We start from the raw sequence: 21041 nt of genomic DNA on the forward strand, positions 1-21041 counted from the left end.
CGGTACTGGACCGTCCGACCTACCCTCGGTTACATGTCAGCGACCACCTCTGTTGGCGTCCCGCTCCCGTACCTGCTCCGGAGCGCGGGTCGCGCCCAGGTCCCCGGCTCCGGCCGGGGCCCCGCCGGGCGCGCCCGCGCCACCGAAACCCAGTGGTACCCGTCCCACGAGGAGCCGCGCCCCGGCGGCCCGGGCGGCCCCGCCGGGCCGGACGGCCCCTCCGGCCCGGGCGGCGCCGGCGGATCGGGGCGGCGCGGCCCGCGCCCGCGCTGGGGCCGGATCGGTCTGGTGGCCGGCATCTCGGTGCTGGTGCTCGCGCTGCTCGGCGGCGCCGGCGCCTGGTTCTACGCCCGCAACCTCAACAACGACCTGGCCCGGACCGATCCGTTTTCCCAGATCACCGGGGGCCGGCCCACCAAGACGGTCGACGGCGCGCTGAACATCCTGCTGGTCGGCAGCGACTCCCGGGACCCGGACGCCCCGCTGGAGAGCGCCGGCAAGTGGCGGGCGGACACGCTGATCGTGATGCACATCCCGGCCGACCACAAGCGGGCCTACCTGGTCTCCATCCCGCGCGACCTCTACGTGCGGATCCCGGAGAACGCGGGCGCGGACTGCGACTCCGGCCAGCGCGCGAAGGTCAACGCGGCGTTCGCGTTCGGTGGCCTGCCGCTCGCGGTGAAGACGGTGGAGTGCTTCAGCGACGTGCGGATCGACCACGTCATGGCGATCGACTTCGCCGGCTTCAAGGAGGTCACCGACGCGCTCGGCGGGGTGGACCTGAAGGTCGAGCGGACCATCACCTCGATCCACAAGCCGTACCGGACGTTCACCAAGGGCGTGAACCACATGGACGGCGCCGAGGCGCTTGACTGGATCCGGCAGCGCAAGCAGTTCCCCGCGGGGGACTTCGCCCGGATGCGCCACCAGCAGGAATTCCTCCGGGCGCTGATGGACAAGGCCGCGAGCACCGGCACATTGACCAACCCCAGGAAGCTTAACGATTTCCTCAAGTCGGTCACCGACGCGGCCACCGTCGACCAGGGATTCTCGCTTGTCGACATGGCGGTGCAGTTCCGCAGCCTGCGCGGCGAGAACCTGACCTTCATCACCAGCCCCAATGTGGGCAGCCAGACGATCAACGGCGAGTCGGTGGTGGTCTCCGACCGGGAGAAGGCCCTCGCGTTGTACAAGGCGATGTCGGCGGACACCGTGGCGGACTGGGTGAAGGCCAACCAGGACGGCGGTGGCACGGGGAACGGCGGCTGACGCCCACTCTCCGGAACACCCAATCGGTCGGCGGTCAAGGCTCGTCCACGGCAAGCCAACCGCCGACCGGTTGTTTTCAATTAGCCGTTCGGGCAATAGGCCGTGACGAGTGCCGGGATTGGCGGGATTAGTTCCGCGAGAAGGTCGCAAGAACGGAACCTGGTACGTACAGTGGTCGAGCCCCCCGATCATCGAGCTGGAGCACGCATGCCGGTTCAGACCAGCCGTCGCCCTCAGTCACTGGATCCCGGAGCACCCGCCCGGGTGCCGCCCATCATCCCGACGCAGCCCGGCCCCGGCCGCGGCAACGGCGGGTCCAGGAAGCGCGGCCGTCGCAAGGACCCGCTCTGGGCCCGACTGACGGTGATCTTCGGCGCGGTGCTGATGATGACCAGCGGCCTCGCCATCGTCGGCAGCAAGGCCGTGATCGGTCAGGCCACCGGCAACATCGCGCAGCGCAACCTGCTGGGCGACGCGGGTAAGACCGACGCCGAGGGCGGCAACAGCCTGGACGGCCCGATCGACATGCTGCTGCTCGGCGTCGACGCCCGGGCGACCTGGGCCGCCGACGACGTCCGCTCGGACACCATCATCATCCTGCACATCCCGGCCAGCCACGACCAGGCGTACCTGATCTCGATCCCCCGGGACACCGAGGCGCAGATCCCGCCGTTCGAGAAGAGCCGCTTCAAGGGCGGCACAGACAAGATCAACGCGGCCTTCCAGGCGGGCGCCCGCAACGGCGGCGGCTGGGAGGGCGGCGCCCAGCTGATGGCGAAGACCATCAAGAAGATGACCGGGATCAGCTTCGACGGCGCGGCGATCATCAACTTCGGCGGCTTCAAGAACGTCATCGACGCCCTCGGCACGGTCCGGATCTGCGTCAGCCACGAGGTGCCGTCGCACCACATGATGATGGTCGACGGCAAGCCGATGTGGAACGCCGAAGCCAAGAAGACCGGCAAGCCGATGACCCCGGTGGTGCACAAGAAGGGCTGCAAGGAGATGGCGGGCTGGGAGGCGCTCGACTACGCCCGCCAGCGCTACGGCCTGCCGAACAGCGACTACGACCGCCAGCAGAACCAGCAGCAGCTGATCAAGGCGATGGCCAAGAAGGCCACCCAGAACGGCACGCTGACCAACCCGATCAAGCTGAACCACCTGATCAATGCGGCCGGCAAGGCGTTGGTCCTGGACACCGGCAACGTGCCGATCGACGACTTCATCTACACGATGAAGGGCGTCACCGGCAACGACCTGACCACGCTGCGCACCAACGGCGGCACCTACAGCCCCAACGCGGACCACTCGCGGGAGTCCCTCAACCAGCTGAGCATGGACATGTTCCAGGCGGTCAAGGACGACAAGCTCGCCGAGTTCGTGGTGGCCAACCCCAACGTCCTCTCCACCCGTAAGTGATTCGGCGTCATTGACCTGGTACCCGGCGGTGGTCGCGAAAGCGGCCACCGCCGGAGTCTTTCGCCCGTAGCCTGACGTGAGCGGATCTCACGTATCGGCTGCGGGAGGGGTGTCACGTCCAGGCCAGCACGGACCAGACGCGGGCGGGCCGGACGAGCCGCCCGCCTCCCCCGGTTCCTGCTCGGCGGCGGCCTCGCCCTGGTCCTGCTCGCCGCGCTCGCCGTGACCGGGCTGCACTGGCTGACCAACCGGTACGACCACTTCGTGACCAAGGAGCAACTGCTCTCCCCCGACGCCCGCCAGCCGCGGACCGACCTCTCCGGGGCGCTCAACTACCTCCTGGTCGGCTCCGACCACCGCCCCGGCGCCAACCCCGAGGACCAGCGCTCGGACAGCATCCTCATCGTGCATGTGCCGGCCGGGATGCGGCAGGCGTACCTGATCTCGATCCCCCGGGACCTGCTGGTCACCATTCCACCCGCGCCGGGCTACGGCGGCGGCCAGGACAAGATCAATGCGGCGTACGAGCACGGCGGCGGCGGTCAGGCCGGCGCCCGCCTGCTCTCCGCCACCCTGACCAAGGTCACCGGGATCCGTTTCGACGGGGCCGCGCTGATCGACTTCTCCGGCTTCAAGGAGGTCATCGACCTGCTCGGTGGCATCCGGATGTGCGTGGACACCGAGGTCCGCTCGATCCACACGAAGACCCTCTTCACCCCCGGCTGCCAGCAGATGGACGGCGCCCGGACGCTGGACTACGTCCGGCAGCGCTACGACCTGCCCGGCGGCGACTACGACCGGCAGCGGCACCAGCAGCAGATGCTCCGCGCCGTGCTGGACAAGGCCGGCGAGACGCACCTGCGCAACGACCCGGTGCGGCTCGACCAGGTGCTCCGGGCGGTGGGCGGCTCGCTGACCGTGGACACCAACGCCGTACCGCTGGATGATCTGCTGCTCGCGTTCCGGTCACTGCCCGCGGACGCGCTGCACGGGGTGCAGGTCCCCTCGTATCCGCAGACCATCGACGAGGTCTCCTACGTGGTGCTCGACAACGGCGGCAGCGGGCTCTTCGACGCGGTCCGCGGCACCCGGCTGCCCGAATGGGCCGGGGCCAATCCGCGCTGGGTCAACCGGTTGTGACCGGACCGGTCCGACTAGGCTTGGTAGCCGTGTTCGGACCCCAGGTTCCCAGCGTGCCCGCGTCGGCAGTGCCCGACGACATCTACCTGCTCGACGTCCGGGAGGACGACGAGTGGACCGCCGGCCACGCGCCGGACGCCCACCACCTGCCGATGATGGAGCTACCCGCCCGGCTGGCCGAGGTGCCGAACGACCGGGAGGTAGCGGTGATCTGCCGCTCCGGCGGGCGGTCCGCCCAGGTCGTCGCCTACCTGATGCGCAACGGCTGGGACGAGGTGCGCAACGTCGCGGGCGGGATGGGTGACTGGGCCGCCGCCGGCCGGCCGGTGGTCACCGACGACGGGCAGCCGGGCCGGGTCGTCTAGGGACCGACCGGCATGGGCGACCCCCTGGTCTTCGCGCACCGCGGCTCCTCGTACGACCTGCCCGAGCACACCCTCGCCGCCTACCTGCGCGCCCTCGACGAGGGCGCAGACGGCCTGGAGTGCGACGTCCGGCTGACCCGGGACGGGCACCTGGTCTGCGTGCACGACCGTCGGCTGGACCGGACCAGCAACGGCCACGGGCTGGTGAGCGCGCGTACGCTCGACGAGCTGGAAACGCTCGACTTCGGCTCCTGGCATCCGGGTGGGGTGCCGGCCGACGGGGACGAGCGGCTCGACGAGTCGCACACCCGGCTGCTCACCCTGGAACGGCTGCTCGACGCCGTACTGGCCGCCGGCCGGCCGGTCCGGCTGCTGGTGGAGACGAAGCACCCCTCCCGGTACGGCCGGGACGTGGAACGCCGGCTCGTCACCCTGCTGCGCCGGTACGGCCTCGCCGAGCCGGGACCGGACGACCCGGTGCGGGTCACCGTGATGTCCTTCTCCCCGCTGGCTGTCCGCCGGATTCGCGAGCTCGCCCCCGACCTGCCGACGGTGCTGCTGCTGGAGGTGCTGCCGCGCTGGCTGCGGCTGGGCCGGCTGCCCTTCGGCACCCGGATCGCCGGGCCGGGGATCGGGCTGGTCCGGGCCCGGCCGCAGCTCGTCCCCACGCTGCGCGCGGGCGGCAACCAGGTGTACGTCTGGACGGTCAACGAGCCCGACGACCTGGAGCTGGTCCTCGACGCCGGGGTGGACGGGGTGATCACCGACCGCCCGGCCCGGGCGCTGGGCCGGCTCGGCCGCTGAGGTCCACCGCCCCACGGGCACGGCCGGTCCGCCCGGCGGCCGGTGGCGGTCGGCCGCCCGGGGGTGTCCCTGGACCGTCGGCCGGGGCACACTCGGGACATGCCGGAGCGAACCGACTACCCCGCCCTCATCGCCGGCCACACCACCGTGATCAGGATGATCAACTCCGGGGACTCCGGGCTGCCCGTCCTCACCCGGCTGCTCCGGGTGGTCCAGCCGGCGATCGGTGCGGCCAGCCTCGCGTTCGTGGAGTTCGCCCCGGCCGGCGGCCGGGTGATCGCGGCGACCGGCGCCGCCGAGTGGGCCATCGGCCGGCCGCTGCCGGCCGCCCACCCGGCCACCGTCTGCCTCCTCTCCGGCCCCCCGGTACGCCAGGTGCTGGTGGACCGGATTCCCGGCGCGCTCGCCGACGTACTGGCGGCCCAGGGCCTGCTCCGCATGATCGTGGCGCGCGCCGAGATCGGCGGCCTGACCGTGGGCAGCCTGCACGCCCTCTACCCGGACGGCGACCCGGAGGACAGCTCCCAGCACGCCGTGCTCGGCTACATCGCCTCCTGCATCGCCCACATGTACGGCGACCAGACCGGCCTGCCGGTGCACGGCGACGGCCCGGTGGTGGCGGCCCTCGCCGACGGGCTGGCGGTGGTCGACCGGGACCACCACGTCCGGCTCTGGAACCCGGCCGCCGCCCAGGTCACCGGCCGCCCGGCCGAGGAGGCGCTGAGCCGTCCGCTGCCCTTCCCGCTGCCCCCACCGGGGCAGGTGCTCGACCACCGGTCGCCCGACGGCCGCTGGCTGCGGATCACCTCAGGGGAGCTGCCCGGCCCGGGCACGCTACGGGTGGTCACCTTCCGGGACATCACCGACCAGCAGCGGCGCGACCACGACCGGGACCTCTTCGTCGCGGTGACCAGCCACGAGCTGCGCACTCCCGTCACCGTGATCAAGGGGTACGCGGACACCCTCACCGACCACTGGGAGTCGCTCGCCGACGACGACCGGCGACAGGCCGCCCGGATCATCGGCCAGCGCGCCAACGAGCTGGCCCGGCTCGTCGACCGGCTGCTCTCCGCGGCCACCGACAGCGGGTCCGGCGGCGAGGCGGCCACCCCCTTCGACCTCGCCGACGCGCTCCGCGCCGCGGTACCCGACCTACCGGCCGACGTCCGGCACCGGATCGTCCTGGACCTGCCCGACGACCTGCCCAAGGCGCTCGGTGACCGGCGCAGCCTGGCCACCGTGCTGACCGAGCTGAGCACAAACGCCGGGAAGTACTCGCTGCCCGACACCCCGATCGAGGTGTGCGCGACGGCCAACGACGGGACGGTCTTCCTTCGGGTCGCCGACCGGGGCATCGGCATCCGGCCCGAGCACGTGGAGCGGGCGTTCGACCGGTTCTGGCAGGGCGAGTCCGGTGACCGGCGCCGCTATCCGGGGGCCGGGCTCGGTCTCTATCTCGTCCGGCAGATCGTTGAACAGCAGAATGGATGGGTATCCCTCCGACCGAGGGTCGGCGGCGGTACCGTCGCAGAGGTGCGGCTGCCACGGGGTTGATCCCGGCGCCGGCGGGGGGCGGGAAGGGACGACGGTGTCGACTGGTTCGGCCGAACGATCGTGGTGCGTGGTGGTGCCCCATCACGCGACCGGCGCGCGCCTGGCCCGGCACCGGCTCGCCGGCGAGCTGTCCGACGTCGTATCGCCGGCTCTGCTGGCGGACCTGGTAGCGGTCCTCGCCGAGCTGGTCGGCAACGCCGTCCGGCACGCCGACCCGCTGCCCGGCGGGGTGGTCCGGGTGGCCTGGCTGCTGCGGTCGACGCCCGGAGGCAGACGCGTCCAGCTCCGGGTCACCGACGGCGGCTCCGGCTCGGGCCCGCGGATGCGGGTGGCCAGCCCGGACGCCGTCGACGGGCGCGGGCTGCACATCGTCTCCGGTCTGGCCAGCCGCTGGGGCGTCGAGCGGGACGGCCTCGGCCAGAGCGTCTGGGCCGAGTTCGACCCGGTCGGATCGCCCCGGCCGGACCTGGTCGTGGCCCGCTGAGCGGGCCCTGGGGGCGGGTCGTCCCCACCGCGCACCGGCCCGGCATCTAGGCTGTCTCGCCGTGAGCAAGCGTCGAAAGAGCCAGCGGGCCGCCGAAGCCACCCCCAAGCGGGAGAAGGTGCGCGACATCTTCGTGCCCCGCCCGTTCGAGGGGCTGGCGGACGAACCGGAGTGGATCGCGCTGCGCGAGCTGGTCCCGGCCGCCTCCGCGCCGCTGCGGCTGACCCCCGAGCTGGTCGAGGAGTACGGCGACCGCCCGGTCACCCTGGCCACCGTGCTGCCGATGGCCGCCCCGGCGATGACCAAGCCGGACGGGCGGGTCTTCGTCGGCCTACAGCGGCACCAGCAGTCCGGCGACGTCTCCCGGGACCTGGCCGAGGCGCTGCTCTGCGCGCTGCGTACCGAGCCGGGCGGTGAGGTCACCGTGCCGCCGCTGCCCGGTCCGGGCCCCCGCCTGCAGGACATCCTGGTGGACGGTCCGCTGGAGATCACCATGCACGACGGCTTCGAGTTCTGGCTCGACCCGGGCGCGGCCGACGACCCCACCGTGCAGGCGTCCCTGGAACGGGCCAACGCGGCGGTCTACCCGACCGTCCGGCTGGCTGCCGCCCGGGCCGCGTACTGGTGCCAGGTGCCGGAGAGGGCCCACGTGCGCTGGGTGCTGCCGGACGACGAGGACGCCGCGCTGGACGCGCTGTCCCGGCTGAGCGTGGCCGGCACGCTGCCCCTCGGGGAGAACACCCGCTTCGCCGGCATGTTCCGGGCGCACGGCCGGCTGGCGCCGGTGTGGGACCTGCCCGAGGAGACCCCGGCGGAGGAGTGGGAGGCGCCGGTCGCCGCGTTCGCCGACCGGTACGCCGAGGCGCTGAAGGCTCCCGAGCCGCTGGACGCGGCGGGCAGGCGGGCCCGGCACGGCCTGGTCGGCCGGCAGCTCACCCTCCGCTGATTCGATCGTCCTGACGGGCCCGCTGGACGCCTCGCGTCGGGCGGGCCCGTGCCGGTCGGCGGCCCGCCGCCGTCAGCGGCGCAGCGGCTCGCGGACCAGCGGGCAGGACATGCAGCGCGGACCGCCCCGGCCGGAACCCAGCTCGGAGCCGGCGATCGCGATCACCTCGATCCCGGCCCGCTCCAACTGGGCGTTGGTCTCCACGTTGCGCTCGTAGCCGACGCAGAGCCGGGGCGCGAGGGCGAGCGTGTTGTTGCCGTCGTCCCACTGCTCCCGTTCGGCGGTCACCGGATCCAGGCCGGTGTCGATCACCCGTAGCTGGTCGAGGTCCATCGCGTCGGCGGCGGCGCGCAGGAACGGCGCGGGCCCGTCCACCCGTGGCTCGCCGCCGTCCGCACCGGCGATGACCGTGTACGCCGACAGGGTGCTGGCGATGTTCGGATACATCAACACGGCGTCCACGTCGACCATCGTGCAGACGGTGTCCAGGTGCATGGTGGCCCGTTCCTGCGCGATCGGCACCACCAGGATGGTGTGCGCCAGGCCGGCGGCGAAGACCTGCCGGGCGAGCCGTTCGGCGCCGGCCGGGGTGGTCCGCTCGCCCACCCCGACGGCGAGCACGCCGGGCGCCAGCAGCAGGACGTCGCCGCCCTCCAGGTGCTCCAGCTCCGGGTGGTAGACGAATTCGGTGCCGGCGAAGCGCGGGTGGAACCGGTAGATGGCGTCGGTCAGCGTGGTCTCCCGCCGCCGCGCGGGCATGGCCAGGCTGGTCACTCCGACCCGGTCGCCGATCCACACCGAGGAGTCCCGGGTGAAGAGCAGGTTGGGCAGCGGGTCGATGACGAAGTCGTGCCGGTCCATCAGCGCCCAGACCAGGCCGCCGGGGCGGTCCGGGCCGAGCCGCAGCTCCTCGTGGGCGAGCCCGGCGGTGAACACGTCGGCGAGGGCGGCCGGGTCGAGGTAGGCGAGATGGTCGGCGACCCGGCGGCGGAGGGTGTCGCCGAGCCGTGGCGATCGGAGCACCAGTTCGGTGAGTTCGGCCCGGGCGTCGGCGACGGCGAGCGTCTCGGCCAGCAGGGTGGCCAGGTAGAGCACCTCGACCCCGCGGCCGCGCAGCGCGGCGGCGAAGGCGTCGTGCTCCTCCTGCGCCCGTCCCACCCACGGGATGGCGTCGAAGAGCAACGAGTCGTTGTTGCGGGGGGTGAGCCGGGCGAGTTCCGGCCCGGGACGGTGCAGCAACACGGTGCCGAGTCGGGCGACCTCGCTGTCCACGTAGTGGGTCACCCTCGCAGCGTAGGGCAGGGGTTCCGCACCAGCCGGAAAAGAAGTGTGAATGAATATGGCATTCATCCACACTCATTCCGGCGCTCGAACTTGCCGAACACCGGGTCCCACAACGTAGGGTAGTGGAGACATAACTTCGAGGGACCTTTTGCCGGAGGTCGCGATGACTGTCTTTCCCGCTCGTCGAGCCGTACCCACCCGGGCACTGCCGCCCGTCGGGGTGCCACACCCCAGGATCGAGCCCACCTCGGTGCTCGAGCCAGCCCGACCGACTCCGCTGGAGTGGGCCCGCCGACGTCGGGCCGAGCGGGGTGCCCGCCGGCTGGAGGCGGCCGGCGCCCGCGCCCTGGGCCAGCTCGACCACCTCGGTCCCGCCTGGCACGTCATCGAGTGGCCGCGTACGGACGTCGCGGACGTCCTGCTCGACCGCGACCGGGACGACCGGGCCGGCTTCCTGGCCATCGGCCCGAGCGGCCTCTTCGCGGTCACCATCGCCGACCACGGCCGCACCCGGGTGCTGGTCGCCGGCGACGTCGTGCAGATCAACGGCAAGCGTCCGCCCTATGTGGCCGAGGCGCGCCGGGACGCGAAGCGGGCGAGCAAGGCGCTCTCCGAAGCGGTCGGCCTGCCGATCCCGGTGACCCCGGTGCTGACCTTCGTCGGCTCCGGCGTGATCAGCGTGTACGGCCTGCCGAAGGACTGCCTGATGGCGACCCACCGGGAGCTGGACCGTCTCCTGATCGCCGGGGGCAACCGGATCAGCCCCGCCACCGCCGAGAAGCTGTCCCGGGTCGCCCAGGACCCGAACACCTGGCTCAACGGCACGTACCGTCCAGCGGCCGACTACCGGTGGTACGACGAGGGCCGAACGGCCGCTGACAAGCGGGCCGCCCGCCGGTAACGTCACCGGCGACGTCACGCGGTCCGGGGATCGGCCTCGGCAGCTCAGTCGGTCCGCGCCGTCGCCGGCCGCCCGGTCACCGGGCACCCGTCACACCGACACCTGCCCCACGGCACCACCGGTGCCCCCGGGCAATCGAGGAGCACCCGCGTGCCGGTGCGCCCAGCGCGGTCGGGCGGTCGTCGCGGCGACCGGCTAGCGTGGACAGACCGTCGGTGTACATAGGAGGCGCGGTGGCCCACGTCGATCTCTCGCTCTCGGAAGTGTTCGCGCCGGCTGCGGGGACACCGACAGAGCAGGAGTCCGACAACTTCGAGCAGTGGTCGAGCACCGTCTCCCACGCCGCCGAGCCCTGCCTGTTGATCGACGCCGACACCACGGTGGTGGCCATCTCCTCATCCGGGTGCGAGCTGCTCTGCCTGGGCGCGCCGGAGGACGTGATCGGGCGGCCGCTGCTGGACGGCGGCCTCCGCCTGGTCGACTTCACCGCGAACAGCAGCGAGCTGACCGAGCAGGAGACGGACAAGATCCCGCCGCTGCTCGCCCTGCACTCCGGCCGGCTCGCCCGCGGACTGCTCCGGGTCCAGGAGCCCGGGACCGACGCGCCGGGCACCACCGTCGACGCGATCTCGACGCCGGTCCTCGCCGACGACTCGGTCGCCGGCTCGCTCACCTTCTTCTCCGTGGTCTGACCTCCGACGACGTGTGGCGCTCGCCGCACGCGACGGTGCTGGGACCGACCTCTCCGAGGCCGTATCGTGCCCTCATGATCGATGTCGCTCTGTTGCCGGGCGAGTACGCGGTGTGCCGACTGCCGGCCGGCTCCAGTCTCCCCCCGACCCTGTGGGGCGAACTGGGCGAGCATGACGTGGTGACGGTGAGCTGGAGCATCGACGGGATCTCCCTGATCTGCCCCTCCCGTCGGGCGTCGGAGCAGGCGGTCGTGGAGACGGACTGGCGGTGCCTACGGATCGTCGGCCCGCTCGACCTGGCCGTCACCGGCACCCTCGCCGCGCTGGTCGAACCGCTGTCCCGGGCCCGGGTGAACGTGGTGGCGTTCTCCACGTACGACACCGACCACGTGCTGGTCCCCGCCGTGCGGCTGGCCGAGGCGACGGCGGCGCTGGAGCGGGCCGGGCACCGCGTCCACATGTGATCTTCACCCCGCCGTTCGATCCCCTAGGATGGGCTCGGCCACCCGGCCGCAACGACGTCCGCCGATGCCGAGGATCGGACCGTGCCACCCACCGCACCCCGCCCCATCACCCGCCGGCGGCTGACCGTACCGGTCGCGCTGCTCGCCCTGCTGCCCCTCACCGCCTGCGGCACCCCGCCCGAGCTGCGACGACCGGCCCAGCAGACGGCCACCGCCCCGACCGCGACCGGCACCCCCAGCCCGCCCGCGCCGACCGCCGCACCCACCACCCCGACGGCGCCGACCGCCACCCCCACCACCGCCGCAGGCCTGGTCGCCGGTCCCTGCCCGGCCGGCCCGTCCGGCGACCGGGTGGTCTCGCTGCTGCGCGGTTCGGCCGGAGTCCTTCCCCGGGACGTCCGGGTCACGGTCCGGACCGGACCGCTCTGCGCCGAGGACTGGCAGTACACCGTGCTCGACGTGACCGGGCACGAGGAGTTGCAGGTGGTCACCCGGGGCCGGCCGGGGGCGCTGAAGCTGGTCACCGCCGGGACGGACGTCTGCGGGGTGGAGGTACGCGCCGCCGGACCGCCCGGCATCCGGACGTTGGCCTGCGACGGCACTCCGGGTGCGTAGGCTGGTCGGCATGCCCGGAACACCGCCGACCCGCTTCGTCTACCTGGGGCCCGAGGGCACCTTCGCCGAGCAGGCGCTGCGTACCGTGCCCGCCGCCGAGCGGGGCAGCCGTACGCCGGCCCGTAGCGTCGGCGAGGCGCTGGACAGCGTACGGGCCGGGGACGCCGACGCCGCCCTGGTGCCGCTGGAGAACTCGATCGGCGGCGCGGTCGGGGTGACCCTCGACGAGATGGCCGAGGGCGAGCCGCTGGTGATCACCCGGGAGGTGATCCTGCCGGTGGAGTTCGTGCTGGCCGCCAGGCCGGGGCCGGGCCTCGGCGAGGTGCGGAGCGTGGCGGCCCACCCGCAGGCGTCCACCCAGTGCCGGGGCTGGCTCCGCGACCACCTGCCCGACGCGACGGTCGTCGACGTGCTCTCCAACGGGGCCGCCGCGGCCGGCGTCGCCACCGGAGAGTACGACGCGGCGATCTGCGCCCCGATCGGCGCGGCGCGGCACCGGCTGGCCCTGCTCGCCGACAAGATCGCCGACCACCCCGACGCGGTGACCCGGTTCGCGCTGGTCTCCCGCCCCGGCCCGCCCCCGCCGCCGACCGGGGACGACGTCACCTCGCTGGCCGGCTACATCGCCCACGACCGGGTGGGCGCCCTGCTGTCCGTGCTGATGGAGCTGGCCGTCCGCGGGGTGAACCTGACCCGGATCGAGTCCCGTCCGACCGGCGAGGCCCTCGGCCGGTACGTCTTCTTCCTCGACTGCACCGGCCACGTCGCCGACGTCCGGCTGGGGGAAGCGTTGCAGGGGCTGCGCCGGGTCTGCGCCGACGTGCGCTTCCTCGGGTCGTACCCCCGGCACCGCTGGAGCCCGGCGGCGGCCGAACGGCCGGTCCCCGCACCGGCCGGCCTCTCCGACGCCGACTACACCGACGCGGCGGCCTGGCTGGCCCGGCTGCGCGCCGGCGAGCTGAGCTGACGGTCGCGGGACGCCCGGACGGGGCGTCCCGCGGACCGGGCGGTCACTGCAGCAGGCCGCCGAGCAGGCCGCCCTGCTGCTGTTGGGCGCCGCTGCCCTGCACCGGCGGCTCCTCGGAGGGCTGCACCACGACGAAGCCCTGACCGGCGAAGCTCATCGTGAACGCCTCACCGGTGCGGCGGCCGAGCAGCGCGCCCAGGCCGAGCTGCTCGGCCCGGTGGTATCCGGTCTGCAGGCTGGCCGACCAGCAGACCGCCGCCTGCGGGTCGACGTAGGTGGGCTGGTCGACGTTGAGCACCACCGGGGTGCCCTTGGTGGTGATCGCGATCCGGCCGTGGCCGGAGAAGACGCAGTTGAACAGGCCGGACGAGGACGCCATCCCCATGCCGCTGACCATCTTGATGTCGTACTGGAGGGTGGAGTCGAAGGCGAGCACGCTCGACCCGTTGATCGACAGCGAGTCGCCGGGCTCCAGGTCGATGAGGTGCACGTCCTTGGCGAGCTCGGCGAGGAAGACGTCGCCGCGGCCGGCGAGCTTCATCAGCGGTACGCCCTCGCCGGTCAGGCGCTGCTTGATGAACTTGCCGATGCCGCCCGAGCCGAGCGCCTGGAACTGCACCTGCCCCTGGTACGCGACCATGGACCCGACCCGGGCCATCGCCTCGCCGTTCAGCTCGATCTTCAGCATCTTGGAGTTCTGCAGCCGCATGCCCGGCTGCTGGGACTCCTTCTCAAGGTTCTCCGCGGAGAACAGCGCGCTGCGCATGTGTTTTCCTCCTGCTTGGGGTGCCTCTCCCGCAGGTTAGGGGACCCGCGCAACGGCCGGCATCGGCCGAGCGGGGCGGAGCGGCGGGCCCGGTCAGCCCCAGCCGAGCGCGTGCAGCCGGGCGTCGTCGATGCCGAAGTGGTGGGCGATCTCGTGCACCACGGTCACCGCCACCTCGTCGACGACGTCCTCCTCGGTGTCGCAGATCCGCAGGATCGGGCGCCGGTAGATGAGGATGCGGTCCGGGAGGACGCCCGAGTAGTCCCAGCCCCGGGCGGTCAGCGCGTGCCCCTCGTAGAGGCCGAGCAGGTTCTCGCCCGGCGGCGGGTCGTCCTCGACCAGGATCACCACGTTGCTCATCAACCCGAGCAGCTCCTCGGGCACCTCGTCGAGGGCCTCGCCGACCAACTCCTCGAACCGCTCACGGCTCATCTCGACCGGCACGCCGCCCATTCTGCCCGACCGGTCGGGCGGCGTGCCGGGCCGAGGTCAGGAGGCGAGGCGGGCGGTGAGGCTGATCTGCGCGCCCGGGGAGAGCAGCCGCGAGATCGGGCAGTTCTCCTTGGCTGCCTCGGCCAGCTTGGTGAACTGGGCCTCGTCCATGCCCGCGACCTGGCCGACCGTCTCCAGGTCGATCCGGGTCACGGTCATGCCCGCGTCGGTCTTGTCGAAGTGGACCTTGGCGGTGGTCTCCACCGAGGTGTCGGTCGCGCCCGCGTCAGCGAGCTGCTTGGAGAGGGCCATCGAGAAGCAGGCCGAGTGCGCGGCGCCGATCAGCTCCTCGGGGTTGGTCCCCTCGCCCTCCTCGAAGCGCGACTTGAACGAGTAGTTCCCGGTGAGCCCGCCCTTGCCGGTGCGGACGGTCCCGGCACCCTCGGTGAGGTTGCCCTGCCAACGTGCGGATGCGGTACGGATAGGCATGTCACGACGCTAACCGAAAGCGGGCTGCCCCGCACCGAGCAGCGCACAGGAGGGGCGGCGACCACCCGGTCGCCCGACTCGTGGTGCCCGGCGCCGCGTGCCGGCTGTGCCATGATTCGGCGCAGGCCCGCGCGCGGAAGGGTGGCCGATGTCCCAGGATCTCCCCATCCCCATCCCCATCCCCATCCCCATCCCCAGGCAGGACAACCGGTCCGACGGGACGACCGTCGTGGAGTGGGGCGACGGGGAACCCGTACCGTCCGGTCGGGTCGGACGCTCGCTGGCCGGGCTGGCGCGGGACCACCGCCTGCCGCTGGTGCTGGCCGGCCTCGGCGCGGTGGCCGCGGTCGCCTCGCTGATCGGCGAATGGCTGGTGATGACGGTGCCGAACGGCGGACCGGAGGGGAACACCTCGATCCGGGTTCCGGGCGGGGTGGCCGACGTGGGCGGCTTCGGGGTCGGTTACCTGGTGGGCCTGCTGGGCCTGACCGCCGCGGTGGCGCTGGCCCTGCGCGGCACCCCCCCGGTCCGGTCCAACGCCCGGGTCGCCGGCCTGGCCCTCGCGGTGGCGGTGCTCGCCGTGCTGACCGCGACGGCGTTCTCCCTCCACGACACGGGCCAGCGGACCCTCTTCTATTCCTCGGACGCGGGGTTCCGGGTCGACTACGGCCGGGGCCTGGTGACCGCGTTCCTGGCCACCGTCCTCCTCGCGGCGGCCCTGCACCTGTCCGGCCGAACCGGGCCCACGCCCGCCACCGGCTCCGGGGCGGGGCCGGAGGCCGCAACCGAGCCGGAGCCCGGGCCGCTCGGCCGGGGTCGCCGCCGGGAGCGGGCGCGGACGGACGACCTCCCGCCCGCGCCGGCCGACCTGACGGTCCAGCCCACTGTGCCGTTCGCCCGCCCCGAGCCACCGGTCTGACCGGGAGTCGACGGACCGTCGCTGGACGGCCACCCCGGGTTGGTGCCCGATTCGCCGGGAAGCCATAGTTGCGACCTGTTCCGCGAGGTACGGTTGCTGCCCGCCGTTCGTGGGCCGAGGCACCGACGACCAGGACGGCTGGCACGACGGCGGCGGGCGAAGGAGGAACGATGACCCGCCCGGGACTGCCCAAACTGATCGCCACCGACCTCGACGGGACGCTTGTCCGCAGTGACGACACCGTCTCCGTGTACACCCACGAGGTGCTCGACCGGGTGCGGGCCGCCGGGATCCCGGTGGTCGGCGCGACCGGTCGCGGGCCGCGCCTGACCGAGCTGACCCGCAACGACATCCGCGCCGCAGACTTCCTGGTGATGGCCGGCGGCGGACGAGTGGTCGACCAGAGCGACCCGACGGGCCCGGTGGTGCTGCGCGACGAACGCCTCCCCGGTGAGGTACTCGCCCGGCTCCTCGCCGACCTGGAGGCGGCGGTCGGCCCGCTCACCGTCATGGTCGAGGCCTCCGACGAGCACGACGCGCCGCTCTGGGGCGACTACCACCCGAGCTGGCCCTACCCGGACCGGTTCGAGGCGCGCAGCCGCGCGGAGTGCCTCTCCTGCGATGTGATCAAGGCGTTCGCCCGGACCGCCGACCACCACGTGGACGAGCTGCTGGCCGCGGCCCGCCGGATCGTCCCGCCGGAGACCGCGACACTCACCCAGGCCGGGCTCGGCTTCATCGAGATCTGCCCGCCCGGGGTGGACAAGTCGACCGGGCTCAGCGTGGTCGCGCAGACCCTCGGGGTGGACCCGGCCGAGGTGCTGGTCTTCGGCGACATGCCCAACGACCTGCCGATGTTCGCCTGGGCGGGGTGGGCACGGGTGGCGGTCGCCAACGCCCACCCGGAGGTCCGCGCCGCGGCCGACGAGGTGACCCTGCGCAACGACGACGACGGCGTCGCGGTGTACCTGGACCGACTACTCTCCCGGTGATGGGAGAGGCACCTCGGCTGGTCGCGACGGACATCGACGGCACCCTGCTCCGGGACGACCGGACGCTCAGCCCGCACACCGCGGCGGTGCTGGCCCGGATCTCCGCGCAGGGCACGCCGGTCGTGTTGGTCACCGGCCGGCCCATCCGCTGGCTCCAGCTCGTGTACGACCAGCTCGCCGAGCCGCTCCCGGCGATCTGCGCCAACGGCGCGGTGGTCTACGACCCGGTCGACGACGAGGTGCTGCGGGCCGACCCGCTGGCCCCGGAGCTGCTGGCCGAGGTGGCCCGGCGGCTGCGCGCCGAAGTGCCCGAGGTGAGCTTCGCGGTGGAGATCGTGGACAGCCGGCAGATGCGGCACGAGGCGCACTACCCGCTGCGCTGGGACGCCGACCACGACGCCATCCGGGCGGTCGAGTCCCCCGAGGAGCTGCTCTCCGCCCCGGCGGTCAAGCTGCTGGCCCGGGCCGGTGAGCAGGACCCGGACGCGTTCCTCCACCTGGTGGCGGGGGCGCTGGCGGGGCTGGCCGAGGCCACCCACTCGTCGTACACCGGGCTGGTGGAGATCTCCGCCGCCGGGGTGACCAAGGCGGCCGGGCTGGCCTGGTACTGCGCCCGGCTCGGCATCGACGAGCGGGACGTGCTGGCCTTCGGCGACATGCCGAACGACCTGCCGATGCTGACCTGGGCCGGCCGGGCGGTGGCGGTCGCCAACGCGCACCCCGCCGTCCTGGAGATCGCCGACGAGGTGACGGCGGCGAACTCGGCGGACGGTGTGGCCGCGTACCTGGAGAAGGTCTTCGGGGTGGGCTGAGCGGCCTGGGCCGCCCGCCTGCGTGTCGGCGCCCGGCCCGGTCAGAGGTATTGGCCGGTGCCGTGCCCCTCGCCGCCCTGCGGCTGGCCCATGCCGGGCATCCCCGGCATGACCCCGCTGGGGCCGCTGGGCAACGCCTGCCGGCCGGAGCGCATCTGCTCCAGCTGCACCCGGGCGGCCATCTGCTGGGCTACCAGGGCCGCCTGGATGCCGTGGAACAGCCCCTCCAGCCAGCCGACCAGCTGGGCGTGGGCGATCCGCAGCTCGCTCTCGCTGGGCGCCTTGTCCTCGGCAAAGGGCAGCGAGATCCGCTCCAGCTCCTCGCGCAGCTCGGGGGCGAGCCCCTCCTTCAGCTCGACGATCGAGCGCTCGTGGATCTCGCGCATCCGGTGCCGGCTGGCGTCGTCGAGCGGCGCCGCCTTCACCTCCTCCAGCAGCTGCTTGATCATGCTGCCGATCCGCATCACCTTGGCCGGCTGCTCGACCAGACGGGTGGGGTCCTCGCCCTGCCCCTCATCGGTCTGCATGGTGCCGACCGGCCGGCCGTCCGGACCGACCACCACCACGGTGCCGGGGATCCCGTCGGTGCCCTGCTCGTCGTCCTGTCCAGCGGAAGGCGCTTCGGTCATGGGTCCCATCTTTACCCAGCGCCCGCCACCCACGCGCGGCGGGACCAGGTCCCGAGCCCGAACCACCCGGCCGGGGCGCGCTACCGTCTCGGTCATGCCCGCAGATCCGCGCGCCGTGCTGACCCGGCCCGCCCCGGCGCCGGACGCCACGGTCGCCTACGGCGACCACCCCGAGCAGGTCGCCGACCTGCGCCGGCCCGCCGGCGACGGCCCGGCCCGGCCGCTGGTCGTCGTGGTGCACGGCGGGTTCTGGCGGGCGGAGTACGACCGGAGCCACACCGGCCCGATGGCCGCGGCGCTCGCCGCGCTCGGCCACCCGGTCGCCCAGGTCGAGTACCGGCGCACCGGCCAGCCCGATGGGGGCTGGCCGCACACGCTGACCGACGTGCTGGCCGGGGTGGCCGCGCTGCCCGGGCTGGCCGCCGCGGCGATGCCGGGCCGGGTGGCTCCCGTACCGCCGATCCTGGTGGGTCACTCGGCCGGCGGCCACCTGGCGCTCTACGTCGCGGCGCACGCTCCGGCGACGGTCGGCGGCGTGCTGGCGCTGGCCCCGGTCGCCGACCTCGCCGAGGCGTACCGGCTGGATCTGGACTCGGGGGCGGTGGCCGCGCTGCTCGGCGGCGGACCGGCGGACGTACCCGACCGGTACGCGGCGGCCGATCCCTCGGTGTTGGTGCCCATTCGGATACGGAGCGTAGTGGTGCACGGCACCCAGGACCGCCAGGTGCCGGTGGGAATGAGCCGCTCCTGGGTCGCTGCGGCCCGGGCCTCCGGAGCTCCCGCCACCCTCATCGAGCTGCCCGAATGCGAGCATTTCGGGCTGATCGCGCCGGACTCCGCGGCCTGGCCACGCGTGGTCGATGCGTTGCGGTCCCTGCACTATGATCTTCAGGGCATTGACGCAGCGTCGCCGACCAGGTAGAACGCCGAAGGGGCGATGAGCCCAGCAACGCATTTGGAAGGAAATCGGTGTCGCAGATGAACCGCAGGCAGGCACTTCAACTGCTGGCCGCGCTCGGTACCAGCGGACTGGCGGCCGGCTGCGGCTCCGACTCCGACAGCGCGTCCGCCGGCCCCGGCAGCCCGATCAAGATCGGGCTCATCGCGCCCGGCATCGGCGCGAACAAGGCCATCGGCGACGAGATCACCAACGGCTTCCATCTCTTCCTCAAGCTCAACGGCGAACGTCTCGGCGGGCACCCGGTGACGCTGGTGACCGCCGAGGAGGGCGAGAACGCCACGAGCGGCCAGGCCGCCGTCGACCGCCTACTCAAGGAGGGCGTCCTCGCGCTCACCGGCGTGGTCAGCTCCGCCGTCATGCTGGGCATCCGGGACAAGGTGGAGCAGGCCCGGGTTCCGCTGATCGGGTCGAACGCCTCCCCGACCAGCCTGCAGAGCGTCGTCTACATCTGGCGCACCTCGTACGTGCTCGACGAACCCGGTCGGGCGCTCGGTAAGTACCTCCACGAGAAGCTTCCCCCCACCAGCCGGGTCGCCGTCATCGCCCCGGACAGCCCGGGCAGCCGGGACGTCATCGACGGCTTCCGCAAGGCCTACGAGGTGAACGGTCGCCGCCTCGCCGGCGAGCCGATTCTCACCGACGACAAGGCCAACCCGGGCAAGGGGGAGTACGTCGACGCCATCCGCCGGGCGCTGGGCAGCCGACCCGACGTGATCTTCTGCCACTATGCCGGCAAGGCCGCGGTCCGGTTCGTCAAGCAGCTCTACGACGAGGGCTACCGCGGCCCGATCTACGCCCCCGGGTTCCTCACCGAGGGCTCGGTCCTCGGCGAGCTGGAGAACGAGAGCAAGTCGATCGAGAAGTACGGCATCGAGACCGCGCTCAACTACTCGGCCGACCTCAACAACACGGCCAACCGGGTGTTCGCCTCGGCGTACCGCAAGACGTACTTCGCCTCCCCGACCACCTACGCGATGGCCTCCTACGACGCAGCCCAGGTGCTCGACAAGGCGCTCCGGCTGGTCGGGGGGACCCCCACCTCGCAACAGGTCAACCTGGCGCTGGGCAAGATCGGCCAGATCGACAGCCCGCGCGGGCCCTGGCAGTTCAACCAGCCGCGTACCCCGCAGCAGACCTGGTACCTGCGCCGGGTCCAGTACGACGGCCAGCTGCTCTCCAACGTCGTGGTCAACGAGCTGGCCACGCTCGGCTGAGCCACCCCGGTACGCCGACGGGCCGGCCTCCCCTGCGGGAGGCCGGCCCGTCGCTCGCGTGGTGCGCGACCGTGCGGGTTCAGGGGCGCAGCTCGGCGATGCAGCACTTCACGCTGCCGCCGCCCTTCTTCAGCTCGGCCAGCTCGACCGGGACCGGGGTGTAGCCGGCCGCCTTGAGCTTGCCGGCCAGCCGGGTCGACTCGCTGTTCAGCACCACGTTCGCGCCATCGCTGACCAGGTTCAGACCGAAGGCCAGGGCATCCTCGTCGTCCGCGACGACCGCGTCCGGGAAGAGCTGGGCGAGCACCTTCTGGCTGGCCGCCGAGAAGGCGCCCGGGTAGTAGGCGACGTTGGCGTCGTCGATCGAGGCGAGCGCCACGTCGAGGTGGTAGAAGCGCGGGTCCACCAGGCGCAGCGAGACCACCGGGCGGCCGAGCGCCTCCTGCGCCTCGGCGTGCGCCGGCAGCTCGGTGCGGAAACCGTGCCCCGCGAGGATCAGGCCGCCGTGCGCGTCCGGCAGGTACGCGAAGTCGCCCTCACCCTCGTTGGTCTCGCTCGGCGCGATGAACCGCCAGCCCTGCGACTCGTAGAACGCCCGGTGCACGGCGGCCTCGGCGGCCCGCTGCTCGTGCTTGAACTGGGCGCCGTAGACGGTGCCGTCCACCACGAAGGCGCCGTTCGCCGCGAAGACCATGTCGGGCAGCCCGGCCTCGGGGGTGAGCAGGTGCACCTCATGGCCGAGGCCGACGAGCGTCTCCCGCATGCGGTCCCACTGCTTGACCGCCAGCTCCGCGTCGACCGGCGCGGTGACGTCCATCCACGGGTTGATGGCGTACTCGACCGCGAAGTGCTCGGGCGAGCACATGAGATATGTCCGCTTTCGCGGGACTCGCTGCTGGTTCACGGTCACCAAGAGTAGGTAG

General features: G+C 72.8%; 24 protein-coding genes. 18 read left to right on the forward strand and 6 right to left on the reverse strand.

What is annotated here, in order from left to right; genetic code table 11:
* The first annotated feature begins 33 nt into the window (after window positions 1–33).
* The 8 genes from SLP03_RS04490 (at window position 34) to SLP03_RS04525 (ending at window position 7981) form a co-directional block, all read left to right on the forward strand.
* Window positions 34–1269 carry an LCP family protein gene (locus tag SLP03_RS04490; RefSeq protein ID WP_319459221.1) on the forward strand — a complete coding sequence of 412 codons (1236 nt, stop codon included), beginning with the start codon at window positions 34–36 and terminating at the stop codon, window positions 1267–1269.
* 207 nt (window positions 1270–1476) lie between these two features.
* Window positions 1477–2688 carry an LCP family protein gene (locus SLP03_RS04495; protein ID WP_319459222.1) on the forward strand — a complete coding sequence of 404 codons (1212 nt, stop codon included), beginning with the start codon at window positions 1477–1479 and terminating at the stop codon, window positions 2686–2688.
* Window positions 2689–2910: 222 nt separating this feature from the next.
* Window positions 2911–3828: an LCP family protein gene (locus SLP03_RS04500; RefSeq protein WP_319459223.1), complete on the forward strand. Its 918-nt coding sequence runs from the start codon at window positions 2911–2913 to the stop codon at window positions 3826–3828.
* 29 nt (window positions 3829–3857) lie between these two features.
* Window positions 3858–4193, forward strand: a complete 336-nt coding sequence (locus SLP03_RS04505) for a rhodanese-like domain-containing protein (protein WP_319459224.1) — start codon at window positions 3858–3860, stop codon at window positions 4191–4193.
* Window positions 4194–4205: 12 nt separating this feature from the next.
* Complete coding sequence (locus SLP03_RS04510; protein WP_319459225.1) at window positions 4206–4997, forward strand: glycerophosphodiester phosphodiesterase; 792 nt, start codon at window positions 4206–4208, stop codon at window positions 4995–4997.
* Between the two features lie 99 nt (window positions 4998–5096).
* A complete protein-coding gene (locus SLP03_RS04515; RefSeq protein ID WP_319459226.1) occupies window positions 5097–6551 on the forward strand; it encodes an ATP-binding protein in 1455 nt (484 codons plus the stop codon).
* 67 nt (window positions 6552–6618) lie between these two features.
* Window positions 6619–7035, forward strand: a complete 417-nt coding sequence (locus tag SLP03_RS04520; RefSeq protein WP_319459227.1) for an ATP-binding protein — start codon at window positions 6619–6621, stop codon at window positions 7033–7035.
* Between the two features lie 61 nt (window positions 7036–7096).
* The gene (locus tag SLP03_RS04525) at window positions 7097–7981 is read left to right on the forward strand and encodes a DUF5926 family protein (RefSeq protein WP_319459228.1); all 885 of its coding nucleotides are present in this window, start codon (window positions 7097–7099) and stop codon (window positions 7979–7981) included.
* A gap of 72 nt (window positions 7982–8053) precedes the next feature.
* Here the strand turns inward: SLP03_RS04525 and SLP03_RS04530 are convergent, their stop codons facing one another.
* A complete protein-coding gene (locus tag SLP03_RS04530) occupies window positions 8054–9265 on the reverse strand; it encodes an arginine deiminase (protein WP_319459229.1) in 1212 nt (403 codons plus the stop codon).
* Window positions 9266–9428: 163 nt separating this feature from the next.
* Here SLP03_RS04530 and SLP03_RS04535 point away from each other — a divergent pair, with 163 nt between their 5' ends.
* The 5 genes from SLP03_RS04535 to pheA all read left to right on the forward strand — a co-directional run bounded on the left by SLP03_RS04535 (window position 9429) and on the right by pheA (window position 12904).
* On the forward strand, window positions 9429–10166 hold the full coding sequence (locus SLP03_RS04535; RefSeq protein WP_319459230.1) for a hypothetical protein: 738 nt from the start codon (window positions 9429–9431) through the stop codon (window positions 10164–10166).
* A 233-nt stretch (window positions 10167–10399) separates the two neighbouring features.
* Complete coding sequence (locus SLP03_RS04540; RefSeq protein ID WP_319459231.1) at window positions 10400–10858, forward strand: PAS domain-containing protein; 459 nt, start codon at window positions 10400–10402, stop codon at window positions 10856–10858.
* 74 nt (window positions 10859–10932) lie between these two features.
* Window positions 10933–11322, forward strand: a complete 390-nt coding sequence (locus SLP03_RS04545) for an ACT domain-containing protein (protein ID WP_319459232.1) — start codon at window positions 10933–10935, stop codon at window positions 11320–11322.
* A gap of 120 nt (window positions 11323–11442) precedes the next feature.
* Window positions 11443–11937 carry a hypothetical protein gene (locus SLP03_RS04550; RefSeq protein ID WP_319459279.1) on the forward strand — a complete coding sequence of 165 codons (495 nt, stop codon included), beginning with the start codon at window positions 11443–11445 and terminating at the stop codon, window positions 11935–11937.
* 10 nt (window positions 11938–11947) lie between these two features.
* Window positions 11948–12904 carry a prephenate dehydratase gene (gene pheA / locus SLP03_RS04555; RefSeq protein WP_319459233.1) on the forward strand — a complete coding sequence of 319 codons (957 nt, stop codon included), beginning with the start codon at window positions 11948–11950 and terminating at the stop codon, window positions 12902–12904.
* Between the two features lie 43 nt (window positions 12905–12947).
* Here the strand turns inward: pheA and SLP03_RS04560 are convergent, their stop codons facing one another.
* From SLP03_RS04560 to SLP03_RS04570, 3 genes are all read right to left on the reverse strand, one after another.
* Window positions 12948–13670, reverse strand: coding sequence for an AIM24 family protein (locus tag SLP03_RS04560; protein WP_319459234.1), 723 nt, complete (start codon window positions 13668–13670; stop codon window positions 12948–12950).
* A 93-nt stretch (window positions 13671–13763) separates the two neighbouring features.
* Entirely contained in the window at window positions 13764–14123 is a 360-nt protein-coding gene (locus SLP03_RS04565; protein WP_319459235.1) for a metallopeptidase family protein, read from the reverse strand.
* A gap of 36 nt (window positions 14124–14159) precedes the next feature.
* Entirely contained in the window at window positions 14160–14591 is a 432-nt protein-coding gene (locus tag SLP03_RS04570) for an OsmC family protein (protein WP_089011965.1), read from the reverse strand.
* A 148-nt stretch (window positions 14592–14739) separates the two neighbouring features.
* On the opposite strand from SLP03_RS04570, the gene SLP03_RS04575 reads away from it, so the two are divergent.
* From SLP03_RS04575 to SLP03_RS04585, 3 genes are all read left to right on the forward strand, one after another.
* Window positions 14740–15510 carry a hypothetical protein gene (locus tag SLP03_RS04575; RefSeq protein ID WP_319459236.1) on the forward strand — a complete coding sequence of 257 codons (771 nt, stop codon included), beginning with the start codon at window positions 14740–14742 and terminating at the stop codon, window positions 15508–15510.
* Between the two features lie 170 nt (window positions 15511–15680).
* Window positions 15681–16502 carry an HAD family hydrolase gene (locus SLP03_RS04580; RefSeq protein ID WP_319459237.1) on the forward strand — a complete coding sequence of 274 codons (822 nt, stop codon included), beginning with the start codon at window positions 15681–15683 and terminating at the stop codon, window positions 16500–16502.
* A complete protein-coding gene (locus SLP03_RS04585) occupies window positions 16502–17314 on the forward strand; it encodes an HAD family hydrolase (protein WP_319459238.1) in 813 nt (270 codons plus the stop codon). The genes SLP03_RS04580 and SLP03_RS04585 overlap by 1 nt, the downstream gene beginning before the upstream one ends.
* A 41-nt stretch (window positions 17315–17355) precedes the next feature.
* Here SLP03_RS04585 and SLP03_RS04590 read toward each other — a convergent pair whose 3' ends face one another.
* Entirely contained in the window at window positions 17356–17952 is a 597-nt protein-coding gene (locus SLP03_RS04590; protein WP_319459239.1) for a bacterial proteasome activator family protein, read from the reverse strand.
* Window positions 17953–18037: 85 nt separating this feature from the next.
* Here SLP03_RS04590 and SLP03_RS04595 point away from each other — a divergent pair, with 85 nt between their 5' ends.
* Window positions 18038–18865, forward strand: a complete 828-nt coding sequence (locus tag SLP03_RS04595) for an alpha/beta hydrolase (protein WP_319459240.1) — start codon at window positions 18038–18040, stop codon at window positions 18863–18865.
* A gap of 47 nt (window positions 18866–18912) precedes the next feature.
* Window positions 18913–20118 carry an ABC transporter substrate-binding protein gene (locus SLP03_RS04600; protein ID WP_319459241.1) on the forward strand — a complete coding sequence of 402 codons (1206 nt, stop codon included), beginning with the start codon at window positions 18913–18915 and terminating at the stop codon, window positions 20116–20118.
* A gap of 79 nt (window positions 20119–20197) precedes the next feature.
* Here the strand turns inward: SLP03_RS04600 and ddaH are convergent, their stop codons facing one another.
* On the reverse strand, window positions 20198–21031 hold the full coding sequence (gene ddaH, locus SLP03_RS04605; protein ID WP_413644354.1) for a dimethylargininase: 834 nt from the start codon (window positions 21029–21031) through the stop codon (window positions 20198–20200).
* Window positions 21032–21041 lie beyond the last annotated feature (10 nt).

The sequence above is a fragment of the Micromonospora sp. RTP1Z1 genome, from assembly GCF_033804685.1.
In the GTDB taxonomy this organism is placed as follows: Bacteria; Actinomycetota; Actinomycetes; order Mycobacteriales; family Micromonosporaceae; genus Micromonospora.